Here is a 13,591-nt window from a genome sequence, read left to right on the forward strand (position 1 = left end):
GCATGCCCATCATTTCCGCCGGCAGACGGACGCCGTCGACGTCATCCTGCCTCATCGTGCGTGCAAACTGACGGCCCAAGGAAAGTCCTCTCGATGACCGGCATTCTCCTCACCTGCAATCCCGGCTCCTCCACCATCAAGCTGGGGTTGTTCAAGCGCAAGGACGGGACACTCGAACGCCTGGGCATGGGTATCATCGACCTTCGTCGCAAACCGCTCGGCCTCCACATCACCGAGGGCCCCGAAATCGTAGACATCCTCCTGAAAGCCGCGGTGACCGAGGATTTCCACGAGGTAATCGACGAGACCCTCGGCCTGCTCACCGAACATTTTTCTCTCGCCGAGCTGGTCGCCGTCGGGCACCGCGTCGTCCATGGCGGCGACGTCTTCTCGCAGGCAACTTTGATCGACGATGCCAGCTTGCGCGCCATCGAAGACCTGGTTCCGCTGGCGCCGCTTCACCAGCCCCAAAGCGTGAGGCTGATCAAGGCCATCCGGCACCTTCGCCCCCATCTGGTGCAGACGGCATCCTTCGATACTGCCTTCCATCATGCCCAGGCCGATATCGTCCGGCGCTTCGCATTGCCCCGCGAACTTTTCGAGCAGGGCATCAAGCGGTATGGCTTTCACGGCCTCTCCTACCAGTTCATCGCCGGCAGGCTGAGGGAAATCGCGCCCCGCCTGGCCACGGGCCGCGTGGTGGTCGCCCATCTGGGCAGCGGCGCGAGCCTGTGCGCGCTCGCCAATGGGGTCAGCCGCGATACCTCGATGGGGTTTTCGACCTTGGACGGCATTCCCATGGCGACCCGCTGCGGCGCTCTGGATCCCGGCGTCCCGCTGCACCTGATGAAGCAGCGCGGCTATTCGCCCGAAGCCCTGGAGGACTTGCTCTATCACCGCTCGGGCCTGCTCGGCGTCTCGGGTCTGAGTGCCGATACGCGCGACCTCCTGGCCAGCGATGCCGCCGAAGCGGCCGAAGCCATCGATCTGTTCTGCCTGCGCATCGCCCGTGAAATCGCCGCGCTGGCAACGACCATCGGCGGATTGGATGCCCTGGTCTTTACGGCCGGCATCGGCGAACACCAGCCGCTGATCCGTGAGAAGGTCTGCGACCACCTGGCCTGGCTTGGGCTCGATCTCGATTTCGAGGCCAACAACGAGAATGCGCGCCGGATCAGCGCCGACAGCAGCGAAATCTGCGCCCTGGTGATAGCGACCAATGAGGAACAGGTCATGGCTGAGGATACCCTGCGGCTTCTCGCCAGGCTGGAAGGCGAATAGAGGGAGCCGGCGATCTCCGCCCCGGGGGCGGGCTCAGCGCGTGCTCGCCAGATAGCCGACCGCCCCGCCCGCCATGATGGCAAGAAGGCTGATCGCTCCGAACGGAAAGGCACAACGCCATCCCCCGGCATAGGCGGCCATGCCCACCTTTGCCAGGGCATTCACGGCGACGGCGAGGCCGATGGCCAAGGCGGCGGAGCCGGTACCGAGATCGGCAAGGCTCATGCGGGCGATCGAAACGGTGACCGCATCGACATCCGCCAGTCCCGACACTGCCGCGAGCATCATGACGCCTGCGCCGCCATAGGCCTGCTGCAGCAGTTTGCCCACCACCAGGACGACAGCCATGAAGGCCGCCAGCTTAAGTGCCGAGCCGAGCTCGAGCGGGTTGGCGAGCTCCAGCTTCGGCGCCTCGTGGTCCGCGCGCCTCAAGGCCAGAACCGCGGCGCCGATCGCCTGGACTGCGGCGGCAGCCAGAACGGGAGAGAGAAGGCTGGCGAGCAAGGCCGGATTGAGCAGGGCGGCGATGAGGCCGACCCGCAGCACCATGACGGCGCCGGCCGACAGCATGCCTGCAACCAGGATCGACCAGGATTGTGGATGGGCACCGGCCATCCGGGCGAGTGCCATCGTCGTGGCCGTCGAGGACGACAGGCCACCGGCGACGGAGGCCAGGATGACGCCGAGCCTGTCGCCGAACAGGCGGATCGCGACATATCCGCCGAAGGAGATCCCGGCGATGAGGATCGCAAACAACCAGAGCTGCCACGGATTGAGCGTCTGCCATGGGTCGACGGCCCGGTCCGGCAGCACGGGCAACAGCACGCAGGACATGGCGAGGAGCACCAGCACGGCCTTGATTTCCGGCCAGGTCAGGCCTCGCACCCAACCATGCAATTGCTCCCGCAAGGCGAGCAGGATCGTCGTCGCCACGCCGCCGGCGGCGGCGATCTGGACCTCGCCCGTCACCGCATAGGCACCAAGGACGAAGGTGAGCAGTGCCGCGATCAGCGAGGTCGCGGAAAATTTGCCCTCGGCCTTCGCCTCCAGCCAATGGAATGCCGTGAAGGCCCCGGCAAACCCCAGGAAGACGAAGCCGAGAACGAGCGGTCCCGCCGATACGGACAGAGCGCCGGCGACCCCTCCGGTAAGCCCGGCAAGCGCGAATGTGCGAAGCCCGGCCACGCGGTGATGATCCTCCTCCTCGCGAGTCCGCCACCCCCTTTCCAGGCCCACGAGGAGGCCGATGCCGAGTGCGACTGCGAGGCGGGCGAGGATCTCGGTCTGGCTCATGCCGACCTTGCCCCGCCGGGCGTTTCTTCGCCCGGCTCAGCCGTTGCGTGACCGGCCATCCGCGCATCTGAGGGCCAGGCACGACAGGGCTTCATCTTCGATATCCTTACGCGGCAACGTGGCGTCCAGACGATGCCATGAAATGCGCCCGAGATCATAGCCCGCCTGTTTGCGGACCACGTCGACATCGGCATCGGAGGCATCGTTCCTGCGGCTGGATACGCGCCGCTCCATCACGGGCAGCGGCGCGTGCAGCCAGAAGCCGGTGAAGCCGGCGCCGGCGCGCAGGGCAATGCCCTCCGCGACGTGCCGCTGAGGTAAATTCGCATAGACCGCATCCAGGACGACGCTGCAGCCCGCATCCAGGGCGATATCCGCCTTGCGGCTGAGCGTGTCATAGACAGCCGTGCTGGAGGACGGCGAATAGGCCGCCGAGGACAGCTTCTGCGTCTGGGCGATGCCGGCCAGGCGCTTGCGCTCGATATCGCTGCGCAGGATGACGGCGCCGGGTGCCCTGCCCAGGAACGGCGCCAATGCCAGCGCCAAGGTGGTCTTTCCCGTCCCCGAGAGCCCGCCGATCGCCACCAGCCGCGGCGGCACCTCGACCAGGAACCGGCGCGCCAGCCCGAAATAGCGCCGGGCGTCCGCCCGGCTTGCCTGGGCCTCGGAAGGCGCCTGGACCATCGCCGCGGCGGCAGCGATCTTGGCCCGCAAGGCCGCCCTGATGGAAAGGAACAGAGGTAAGGCCGCCAGGCCGGCAAGATGGGCTTCGGATGCCTCCCACAGATATCGATTGAGCACCCTGTTGGCGTGGCGATGCAGGCCGCGATCCCACAGGTCCATCAGGAGGAAGGCCAGGTCGTACAGCACGTCGCAGGTCGCGATGCTCTCGTCGAATTCGATGGCGTCGAACAAGGTGGCACGGCCATCGATGACGGCGATGTTGCGCAGGTGCAGATCCCCATGGCAACGCCTGACGAAACCAGCCTTGCCGCGCTCGACGAGAAGATCGAAGCAGCTGCGATAAGCTTGTTTGGCTGCCGCGGTCAGCGCCTCGATTTCCTGCGGCGGAAACAGGGACGGGCTTTCGCGAAACGCACGGTCGTTCTGCCGGATATAGCGCTCCAGGCTGCGGGTTGCCTCAAGCCCGTCGCGGACCGGAGCCTTTTCATGAGAAGCCAGCACTGCCGCGACGATATCGGCCAGCAGGCTATCGCCGATTGCATCTCGGTCGGCGAGGCGATCGAGTGTCCCGGTCTCGTCGAAGCGTTTCATCCGCACGACCCAGTCGACGACCGCTCCTTCGCCGCGCAATTGCAGGCCGTCGCCGGACCTGGTGATCGGGACGGCGTCGAGATAGATCTCAGGCGCATAGGCGCTGTTGACTTCGACTTCCCGCTCACAGGCCCGGCCCCGGCGGTCCACCGTAGACAGGTCCATGAATGGGAATTGGACGGCGCGCTTGAGCTTGTAGACGCGATCTCCCGCCAGGAAGACGATCGCGCCGTGGGTATCGATGCGTTGCACCGGCTCTGTCCTGCCATGCGTGCAGGGCGAAAGCAGAAAATCGATCACCTCATTTTGATCGGCGACGACGTGGGTGGCCGCGGGAGGGGAGATTTTCAAGATCGTGGAGACTGCCATGGCTCATCCCTCTTCAACGATGCCGAGTCGATACATCGCTCCATTGAAGGGGTTCTGCGGTCCGAACGAATTGATCCAGCGCAATATTGTCGAATTGGATACCGGCGACACGAGCGGTGCAGCCAGGAAGAAGGCAGCGCGCGAGGACTTGGCAGGCAACCATCGGAGGCTTCGACGACCACGCCGCTTTGCGAAGAAAGTCTGCGAGGCCTGCCGGACAAGATCATCACCGTCCTGCTTCGAACAATTCTTCTTGAAAGATCATGCCTGCCTCTCTCTATAGAGGAAATCCCTCGCGGAGGCCGGACGTGGTCGAACCATTGCAGCATGGGTCTGTCCCAGACCAGGAGGATCGTGCGATCCGAACGGGCCTCGCTTGCACGGGCATCGGCACCTGGACTTTCGAGATTGCCTCCCAGACCCTGAAGGTGTCGGAGACGACCCGCGTGCTTCTCGGATATGGGGCCGATCAGCCACTCGACTACCGCACCTTCCTCTCATTGCTCGATCCCGGGGACGTCGAGGTGGCGACCGCGGCCCTGAATGCCTCGATTACATCCGGTGCCGCCTTCGACATTGCCTGCCGCGTCAGCGCTGCGAGCAAAGCCAGCCATTGGTTGCGGCTTCGCGGAGGCGTCCTGACAGCGGAGGACGGCGCGCCCGTCTGCCTGGGCGGCATCGTGATCGACATCGACGAGGAAAAGCGGCTGGAAGAAGCGGTGCGCACGCGCGAGGAGCATCTCCGCTCGATCCTCGAGACGGTTCCCGATGCCATGGTCGTCATCGACGAGGCCGGCATCATGCAATATTTCAGCCGGGCTGCGGAGAGGCTGTTTGGATATGCCGGCTCGGCAGCCATTGGCCAGAACGTCAAGCTGCTGATGCCGGAGCCCGACCGCTCGCGGCATGACGGCTATCTGCATCGCTATCAGGATACCGGCCACCGCCACATCATCGGCATTGGCCGCATCGTCACCGGCAAGCGCGAGGATGGTTCCACCTTTCCGATGCATCTGTCGGTCGGCGAGATGCAGTCGGGCGGGCGCCGCTACTTCACCGGCTTCGTGCGGGACCTGACGGAATATCAGCAGACGCAGGCCCGCCTTTCCGAACTGCAGTCGGAGCTGGTTCATATGTCTCGGCTGAGCGCCATGGGAGAAATGGCGTCCGCTCTCGCCCATGAACTCAACCAGCCCCTGGCGGCGATCAGCAACTATCTCAAGGGCTCGCGACGCTTGCTGAGCGCCTCCAACCTGGAGGGCCTCGACAGGATCGAAACCGCGCTGGACCAGGCTGCGGAGCAGGCGCTGCGGGCCGGGCAGATCATCCGGCGCCTGCGCAGTTTCGTGACCAGAAGCGAGACCGAAAAAAGGATCGAGAGCATCGCCAAGCTCGTGGAGGAGGCGGGGGCGCTCGGCCTTGTCGGCGCCCGCGAGCAGGGAATCGTCCTGCGTTTCGATCTCGATCCTTCCTGCGACCTCGTTCTGGCGGACCGGGTCCAGATCCAGCAGGTCCTGGTGAACCTCTTCCGCAATGCGCTCGAGGCCATGCAAGGGTCCGCGCGACGCGAGCTGACGGTCTCCAATGCCCCGATCGATGACGACATGATAGGCATCCGCGTCGAGGATACCGGCCATGGTTTTGCCGACGACGTCCGGTCCAACCTGTTCCAGCCTTTCTTCACCACCAAGCAGACGGGAATGGGCGTCGGCCTTTCCATCAGCCGCTCCATCATCGAAGCCCATGGCGGGAAAATGTGGGCCGAAACCAATCGATCCGGCGGCGCCACATTCCACTTCTCGTTGCCAATCGGCACCCTCGCCGACCCCCAGAACTTGCCAGAGACGTCTTCCGATGCCGATTAATGCCAGAGTGTTTATCATCGACGACGACGCGGCCGTGCGGGATTCGCTGGCCTTTCTCCTGTCGACCTCCGGCTTTGCCGTCACTCCCTTCGAGACGGCGGAGCACTTTCTCGATGCCCTGCCCCGGCTCGGCTTCGGTTGCGTGATCACCGATATTCGCATGCCAGATATCGACGGCATCGAACTGCTCAAGCGCGTGAAGGCCACGGCCGGTCATCTGCCGGTCATCGTTATGACCGGCCATGGCGACGTCCCCCTCGCCGTCGAAGCCATGAAGCTGGGAGCGATAGATTTCATGGAAAAGCCGTTTGAGGACGAGCGGCTCATCAATGTCCTGCATGCGGCGTTCGAACAAAGCACCAAGGCCACGAAGGTCGCCGCCGATGCCAGCGAACTCGCCGCCCGTCTCGCCTCTCTCAGCCCGCGCGAGCGCCAGGTCCTGAACGGCCTGGTTGCCGGTCTCTCCAACAAGGAGATCGCCAGAGAATACGAGATCAGTCCCCGCACGGTCGAGGTCTACCGTGCCAATGTCATGACGAAGATGCAGGCAGGCAGCATCTCGGAACTGGTCAGGCAGGCGATACGCAGCGGTGCCTTGGGCGACTGATCGGTCGCATATCTCTTCGGGCACCGCTGGAGAGGCCCTGCGTCAGGTCAGACCACGACCAGATCGTTGAGGACCTCCGTCACTCCCGGCGCCCGCCAGGCCGTTGCGGCAGCAATCTGGCGTTCATGCAGCGACTGGACCGTGCCGCTCAATCTGACTTGGCCGCCTTCGGCCCTCACCTCGATGGTCTGCGGATCGAAAAACCATGACCTGTTCAGGGCATGGGTGATATCGTCCCGGATATTGAAGACGTCTACCGCGGGCTTGATGGTTATCAGATTGGTGACGCCCACAATAGCTGGCAGTCGCCACACACATTGCTCCGCCGCTTCCTTCTGATAGTTCCAGGCCACCTCGCCATTGAGCGTGATCCAGCCCTCCTCGACCACGACCTGAACGCTATCCTTGGGCACATGGACATCTGCGCTCAGGCACGCAGCCGCCGAGGCGGCAATCTCGTCGTCGGTGATGCGAACGTCACCTTTAAGCTTGATCTTGACATGTTCGATGACAGCCCTGACACCCTTGACGCGCCGGGCCGCCGCTTCCGCGGTGCTCTTCTCGGCAAAACTCGAAACATGTCCCGTGAGCGTCACCACGCCATCCTCGGCCGTCACGCCGACATGGCCGGCCGCGACGCTCGGCTCCCAGGCGAGTTCGTCAAGAACGGCCTGCTGCAGCTTGCTATCGTTCGACATCGGCTTTTCCTCATCATCCCATCGCCGGCCCAAGGCGCTCCGCGCCGCCGACATGCGGGAAGCTCTCATCGGGCGGAGGAACCCGCCTTGATGCCGATCAAGCGCTGGGGCAGGCGGGGCCGCCCACACCTTGCGCTGTATCAATTCCGGCCGTGCAGGAAGGGGTATTCTCCGCGATTGCACCGCCCCGCCCGGGCCATCGCGGTGCCGGGAACCGCCATGACGTCCACTCAGCCCCTCTTCGTAATTGCCGTCATTGATGACGACCGCGACGTGCTCGGATCGCTTCGTTTCCTTTTGGAGGCCGAGGACTTCAAGGTCAGGACTTATCTGAGCGGTGCCGCCTGCCTGTCGCAGATGGCCTCTTTCGCACCCGATTGCTTCGTCATCGACTATAAGATGGACGAAATGGACGGCCTCCAGCTCGCGCAGCTTCTGCGCGAAAGGGGGCAGCACGGCCCGGTGGTCCTGATCACCGGCTATCCCGACGATATGATCGAACACAAGGCTCATCGGGCCGGCATCCAGCATGTCGTCCTCAAGCCCCATATCGCGGAAAGCCTGGTCGCCAATGTCCGGGCCGCCATCGCAAACAAAGGCTTCCCCAACGACATCCGTTAAAGCCCCTAGGGGCTGTTCCCTAGGGGGTCGACCGAAATTTTCGACGGGCCCATTCAGGCCTACGACTTGGCCATCCGCCACGCCCAGGAGATGGCCCCGATGTTCCCAAGCAACCAAATGCCCGCCCGGTCGAATGCCGCTGGCCCCCATGCGCTTCCGCCCATCGCGGCCGACATCGCTCCTGTCGGCTCTTCCTGCTTCACGCTTCTGCCCAGCCTGCTCGGCACGGTGCATGGCTACGACAAGGGCGAGGAGATCTATGGCGACGATGAACCCGCCGACTATGTCTACGAAGTCATCAGCGGCGCGGTTCGCACCTGCAAGCTCCTGGACGACGGCCGCCGGCAGATCGGCGCCTTCCATCTGCCCGGCGACATTTTCGGCCTGGAAACGGAAGCGACGCATCGCATGACCGCCGACGCCGTCACCGATACCACACTGCGCCTGGTGCGTCGCAAGAGCCTGGAAGCGGCGGCCCTCAAGGATATCGGCGTCGCCAATGCCCTGCGCACCCTCGCCTTGCGGGATCTCAGGCACGCCGAAGATCACATGATCCTGCTTGGCCGCAAGACGGCGCTCGAACGTGTCGTCACCTTCCTGCTCGAAATGGATCGGCGGCTGGCCGTCGCCGGCATGTTCGAACTGCCGATGTGCCGGCGCGATATCGGCGACTATCTCGGCCTGACGCTCGAAACCGTGTCGCGCGTCATCTCCCAGCTCCACGGCAGGAGCATCCTCGGCCTGTCCAATGCCCGCAGGATCGTTTTGCGCAATCGGCAACTTCTCGGCGCGATGGCCGTTTAACTGGAAGCACCTTCGACCAGCGCCCTGTCCCGCCCTCCCGGAAATCTCGAAGACCTTGCCATGACCGCAGCCCTGAAGCCCGAAGAACTCGCCCTCATCGACCGCTATTGGCGCGCCGCCAACTATCTATCGGTCGGCCAGATCTACCTTCTCGACAATCCGCTCCTGCGCGAGCCCCTGACGCTCGACCATGTCAAGCCGCGCCTGCTCGGCCATTGGGGCACCACGCCCGGATTGAACTTCCTCTATGCGCATCTCAATCGCATCATAAAGCGTGACGATCTCGACGTCGTCTTCATCTGCGGGCCGGGTCATGGCGGGCCAGCCATGGTGGCCAACACCTATCTGGAAGGCAGCTACAGCGAAATCTATCCGGAGATCGCCGAAAGCGAGGACGGGCTGCGCCGCCTGTTCCGGCAGTTCTCCTTCCCAGGCGGCATCCCCAGCCACGCCTCGCCGGACACACCCGGTTCGATCCACGAGGGCGGCGAACTGGGTTATGCCCTGGTCCATGCCTATGGCGCGGCTTTCGACAATCCGGACCTGGTAGTGGCCTGCGTGGTCGGCGACGGCGAGGCCGAAACCGGGCCCCTCGCCGCCTCCTGGCATTCCAACAAGTTCGTCAACCCCGTCCATGACGGCGCGGTGCTGCCGATCCTTCATCTCAACGGCTACAAGATCGCCGGCCCCACCATATTGGGGCGCCTCGGCGACGAGGAAATCCGCAAGCTCTTCGAGGGCCTGGGTCACGAAGTCCTCTTCGTCGAGGGCTCGGAGCCGGCCTTGATGCACCAGGCCATGGCCGCGGCCTTCGACCAGGCCTTTGCCCGTATTCGCGCCATCCAGCAGGCGGCTCGCAGCAAGGGCGAGACGGAGCGCCCCCGCTGGCCGATGATCGTGCTGCGCAGCCCCAAGGGCTGGACCGGCCCCAAGGAGGTCGACGGCCTCAAGACCGAAGGTTTCTGGCGCTCGCACCAGGTGCCGCTCAGCGGCCTTGCGGAAAAGCCCGGCCATCTGGCTTTGCTGGAATCCTGGATGCGAAGCTACGAACCCGGCCAGCTTTTCGATGCCGAAGGCCGGCTGCTGCCGGAGCTGAAGGAACTGGCTCCCAAGGGGGACCGGCGCATGGGCGCCAATCCCCACACCAATGGCGGCCGGAAATCTCATCTGCACTGCCCGGACCCGCGCGCCTTTGCCGTGACGGTGACCTCGCCGGGTCAGACCAGCGCGGAAGCGACCCGGGTGCTCGGGCATTATCTGGGCGAGGTGATGCGCCTGAGCGCCGAAGCCCGCAATTTCCGCATCATGGGGCCGGACGAGACCACCTCCAACCGGCTCGATGCCGTGCTGGAGGTGACGGACCGTACCTGGATGGAACCCCACTTGCCGGAAGACATCCATCTGTCGCCCGACGGGCGCGTGATGGAGGTGCTGAGCGAGCATCTGTGCCAGGGATGGCTGGAAGGCTATCTGCTGACAGGGCGTCACGGCCTGTTCAATTGCTACGAGGCCTTCATCCACATCGTCGATTCCATGTTCAACCAGCATGCCAAATGGTTGAAGGTGTCGCGCGAGCTCGCCTGGCGTCAGCCGATCGCCTCGTTCAACTATCTGCTCAGTTCCCATGTCTGGCGCCAGGACCATAACGGCTTCAGCCATCAGGATCCGGGCTTCGTCGACCTCGTCGCCAACAAGAAGGCGGACATCGTTCGGGTCTACCTGCCGCCGGATGCCAACACGCTGCTCTACGTCGCGGACCACTGCCTGCACACTTATGACCGCATCAACGTCATCGTCGCGGGCAAGCAGCCCGCTCCCCAATGGCTGGACATGGAAGCGGCGGTGCGTCATTGCCGCGCCGGCATCGGCCTGTGGGATTTCGCCTGCAACGATCAGGACAGCGAACCGGACGTGGTGATGGCCTGCGCCGGAGACGTGCCGACGCTGGAAACGCTGGCCGCCGTCGACCTGCTGCGCCAGCATTGCCCCTCGCTGAAGATCCGCGTCGTCAACGTGGTCGATCTCATGGCCCTGCAGGATCCCAGCCAGCATCCGCACGGGCTCGATCAACGCGAGTTCGATGGGCTGTTCACCACCGACAAGCCGGTGATCTTCGCCTATCACGGCTATCCCTACCTCATCCATCGCCTGACCTACAGGCGGACCAATCACGAGAACTTCCATGTCCATGGCTTCAAGGAAGAGGGCACGACCACGACGCCTTTCGACATGACGGTGATCAACGGTCTCGATCGGTTCCATCTCGCCATTGCCGCCATCGATCGCATCCCCGGGCTTTTGCCCGCCGCCGCCCATGTGAAGCAGGCCTTGCGCAACAAGCTGATCGAGCATGAGGACTATGTCCGCCGCCATGGCGACGACATGCCCGAGATCAAGAACTGGGTCTGGCCGCATGGCCCGAATTGAGGCGCGGACTTTCAGGCCACGGCGCCGCGACAGAGGTTTGCGTGAGATCAACGCGGCCTACGCTTCAGCGCGGTATCCAGAAACAACCACCCCGTCGAGCCCTATCCCGGCCGGCCACAGATCAGCAAGGAGGCTACCATGCGGGTCGCAGATGTGATGACACGCAACATCGTCAGCGTGACGCCCCGAACCCTTTTGTCCCAGGCGATCGACCTCATGGTCCGCTCGCATATAAGCGGCCTGCCGGTCATCGAGGAAGACGGCCGGCTGGCCGGCATCCTCAGCGAAGGGGATCTGCTTCGCCGCCCCGAGCTCGGCACGGAAAAGATCGGGGCGAGCTGGTTCAGTTCCCTGTTCAAGGCGGGGCATCTGGCTCAGGCCTATGCGCAGACCCATGGGCGGCGGGTCGATGAGGTGATGACCAGGGACGTCATCGTCGTCGCCCCGAACGAGCGGCTCGAGGAAGCCGTGCTCCTCATGGAGCAGCACGGCATCAAGCGCCTGCCGGTCGTCGAAAACGACAGGGTCGTCGGCCTGCTGTCCCGCGCGGATCTGGTGCGGACCCTGGCCGAGTTCCTGCGCCAGCCCTATGAAGAGCAACCGGTGAGCGACCAGGGCATCAAGGCTGCGATCGAGGCCGAATTCGAGGCCCAGCCCTGGGCACCGGCCGGTGCCATCCGGGTCGAGGTTCAGAACGGGCGGGTGGAACTGAGCGGTGTGATCACGGATGAAAACCAGCGCAACGCCATCCGGGTCATCGCCGAGAACACGCCCGGCGTGCAGTCGGTGCGCGACAATATCAGCTGGGTCGAACCGATGACGGGTATTGTCCTGTCTGCCCCGGAAACCCAGGACAAGACGAACTGAGCCGGACCTTACTTTGCACCAGAGCAAAACGCGTTCAAGTGTGAACGCTTATTGTCTCTAACTCTTTGTTCCGACGCGTCTTTGCGATTCGAAGTGATTCCGTCAAATCGCAAAACGCTTTAGCTGAGGGAAACGCGATCGGCTGTTGCGGTTAGGCCGAGCCACGGCCGTCGCGTATCATCGAAAAATAATCGTCGCCGCCGACCTGCCCGCCTTTGAGGGCAATCTCCAGACCATCGAAGGCGGGTGCGGCCGCATAGGCCGTACACAGCGGGGAGCCCGGACAGGAGGGCAAAGGCAGTCTCGTCGTCAGCGCGAAAATGCCGAGTTCGCGCAAGGCATGGCTCGACGTATCGCCGCCGGCAATGACGGCCCGGCGCAGGCCCGCCCGTTCGACGAGGGCCTTCTGGATCCGGCCCAACGCCACACCGATGCGGTTGCGGTCCCCTTCGTTCTCGAACCCGTCGCCAATGTCGGTGCTCGGTCCGAGCGCCGTATAGAGGATGACGCTTCGTCCCTGCCCAAGGCTTGCAAGGCCGGTGGCAATGGCCTCGGCAATTGCCGCCTCTCCACCACGGATGAGTGCGCGCGGATCGAGCGCAACGCCGTCGAACCCATTGGCAGTGGCATGGCGGATCTGCCGCTCCGTGGTGGGCGAACAGCTCCCCGACACCACGGCGATGCGATCGGCAATGCCGGGCGCGGCAAAGGAGGCTTTCCCGCCGACGAGGCCGGTTTCCTGCCAGGCGCGCAGCAGCGCATATTCGACCCCCGACGAGCCTGCCACGAAGGGCCCGAGCCTTGACTGCAGGCGCAGGAGCTGGCGCCCCGCCCGCAATTGCGTGGCATCGTCATTGACATCGAGGAGAACGATATCCTCGCCTTTCGCCAACACGGCGTCGATGATGCCGTCGGCATCGACGGCCGCCAGCGCCGCGATGTCGACGAGGCCGATGCTGCTCCGCGTCTGCCGGGCGAGATGCAGGCGAAGGTCCGCCTCATCCATCGGCGTCACCGGATGACGGCTCATCACCGGATGGCGGTCGATGCGATAGACTTCGCCCTGATAGGCGGCGAACAAAGTGCCGAAGCTGGTATAGCGCCGGAGCTGAGGGGCGCCGACCACCAGCGGGACCTGCCGCTGCCCGAAGACCTTGCTGCCGATCTCGATGGCGCGACCGATATTGCCGATCGTCGGGCTGGAGTCGAAGGTGGAGCAGACCTTGTAGTGGCAGGTGGCGGCACCGAGCTGCTTCAGCCATTCGAAGGCCGGCGTGAGCTCGGCATCCATCCAGGCCGGCCCTTGGCTGCGGCTGGTGCCGGCAAGGCCGATGGCATCGCACGCGCCGAGCCGCTCGCGCTGCGCCGAGGTAGGCGGCTGCAGGAACAGGGCAGTACGCACGCCGTGCGAGGCCAGCGCCTCCATCACATCGGTGGAGCCGGTGAAGTCGTCGCCATAATAGGAGAGCAGCAAGCCCGACATC

General features: G+C 64.3%; 11 protein-coding genes. 7 read left to right on the forward strand and 4 right to left on the reverse strand.

The genetic code is table 11. The features are described 5' to 3' along the window. The first annotated feature begins 93 nt into the window (after nt 1–93). Nucleotides 94–1,281: an acetate/propionate family kinase gene (locus C5L14_RS03040; RefSeq protein WP_105860515.1), complete on the forward strand. Its 1,188-nt coding sequence runs from the start codon at nt 94–96 to the stop codon at nt 1,279–1,281. Nucleotides 1,282–1,314: 33 nt separating this feature from the next. Here C5L14_RS03040 and C5L14_RS03045 read toward each other — a convergent pair whose 3' ends face one another. Continuing rightward, nucleotides 1,315–2,574 (reverse strand): MgtC/SapB family protein, encoded by a 1,260-nt coding sequence (locus C5L14_RS03045; protein ID WP_105860516.1) that lies wholly within the window; start codon nt 2,572–2,574, stop codon nt 1,315–1,317. A 36-nt stretch (nt 2,575–2,610) separates the two neighbouring features. Then, nucleotides 2,611–4,218, reverse strand: a complete 1,608-nt coding sequence (locus C5L14_RS03050) for an AAA family ATPase (protein WP_105860517.1) — start codon at nt 4,216–4,218, stop codon at nt 2,611–2,613. 263 nt (nt 4,219–4,481) lie between these two features. Here C5L14_RS03050 and fixL point away from each other — a divergent pair, with 263 nt between their 5' ends. Both fixL and fixJ read left to right on the forward strand, forming a co-directional pair. After that, nucleotides 4,482–6,083: a sensor protein FixL gene (fixL, locus tag C5L14_RS03055; protein ID WP_105860518.1), complete on the forward strand. Its 1,602-nt coding sequence runs from the start codon at nt 4,482–4,484 to the stop codon at nt 6,081–6,083. Further along, complete coding sequence (gene fixJ / locus C5L14_RS03060) at nt 6,073–6,690, forward strand: response regulator FixJ (protein WP_105860519.1); 618 nt, start codon at nt 6,073–6,075, stop codon at nt 6,688–6,690. Before fixL ends, fixJ begins: the two co-directional genes overlap by 11 nt. Before the next feature lie 47 nt (nt 6,691–6,737). Here the strand turns inward: fixJ and C5L14_RS03065 are convergent, their stop codons facing one another. Then, nucleotides 6,738–7,388, reverse strand: coding sequence for a BON domain-containing protein (locus C5L14_RS03065; RefSeq protein WP_105860520.1), 651 nt, complete (start codon nt 7,386–7,388; stop codon nt 6,738–6,740). Nucleotides 7,389–7,478: 90 nt separating this feature from the next. On the opposite strand from C5L14_RS03065, the gene C5L14_RS03070 reads away from it, so the two are divergent. From C5L14_RS03070 to C5L14_RS03085, 4 genes are all read left to right on the forward strand, one after another. Then, nucleotides 7,479–8,009: a response regulator gene (locus tag C5L14_RS03070; RefSeq protein WP_342588380.1), complete on the forward strand. Its 531-nt coding sequence runs from the start codon at nt 7,479–7,481 to the stop codon at nt 8,007–8,009. 99 nt (nt 8,010–8,108) lie between these two features. Next, nucleotides 8,109–8,813 (forward strand): cyclic nucleotide-binding domain-containing protein, encoded by a 705-nt coding sequence (locus tag C5L14_RS03075; RefSeq protein WP_245443205.1) that lies wholly within the window; start codon nt 8,109–8,111, stop codon nt 8,811–8,813. Nucleotides 8,814–8,873: 60 nt separating this feature from the next. Beyond that, nucleotides 8,874–11,240, forward strand: coding sequence for a phosphoketolase family protein (locus tag C5L14_RS03080; protein ID WP_105860522.1), 2,367 nt, complete (start codon nt 8,874–8,876; stop codon nt 11,238–11,240). A gap of 138 nt (nt 11,241–11,378) precedes the next feature. Then, nucleotides 11,379–12,107, forward strand: coding sequence for a CBS domain-containing protein (locus C5L14_RS03085; RefSeq protein WP_105860523.1), 729 nt, complete (start codon nt 11,379–11,381; stop codon nt 12,105–12,107). A gap of 151 nt (nt 12,108–12,258) precedes the next feature. Here the strand turns inward: C5L14_RS03085 and C5L14_RS03090 are convergent, their stop codons facing one another. Next, nucleotides 12,259–13,590, reverse strand: coding sequence for a four-carbon acid sugar kinase family protein (locus C5L14_RS03090; RefSeq protein ID WP_105860524.1), 1,332 nt, complete (start codon nt 13,588–13,590; stop codon nt 12,259–12,261). Between the last annotated feature and the right edge of the window lies 1 nt (nt 13,591).

This window comes from Labrys okinawensis (assembly GCF_002982075.1).
Lineage (GTDB): Bacteria > Pseudomonadota > Alphaproteobacteria > Rhizobiales > Labraceae > Labrys > Labrys okinawensis_A.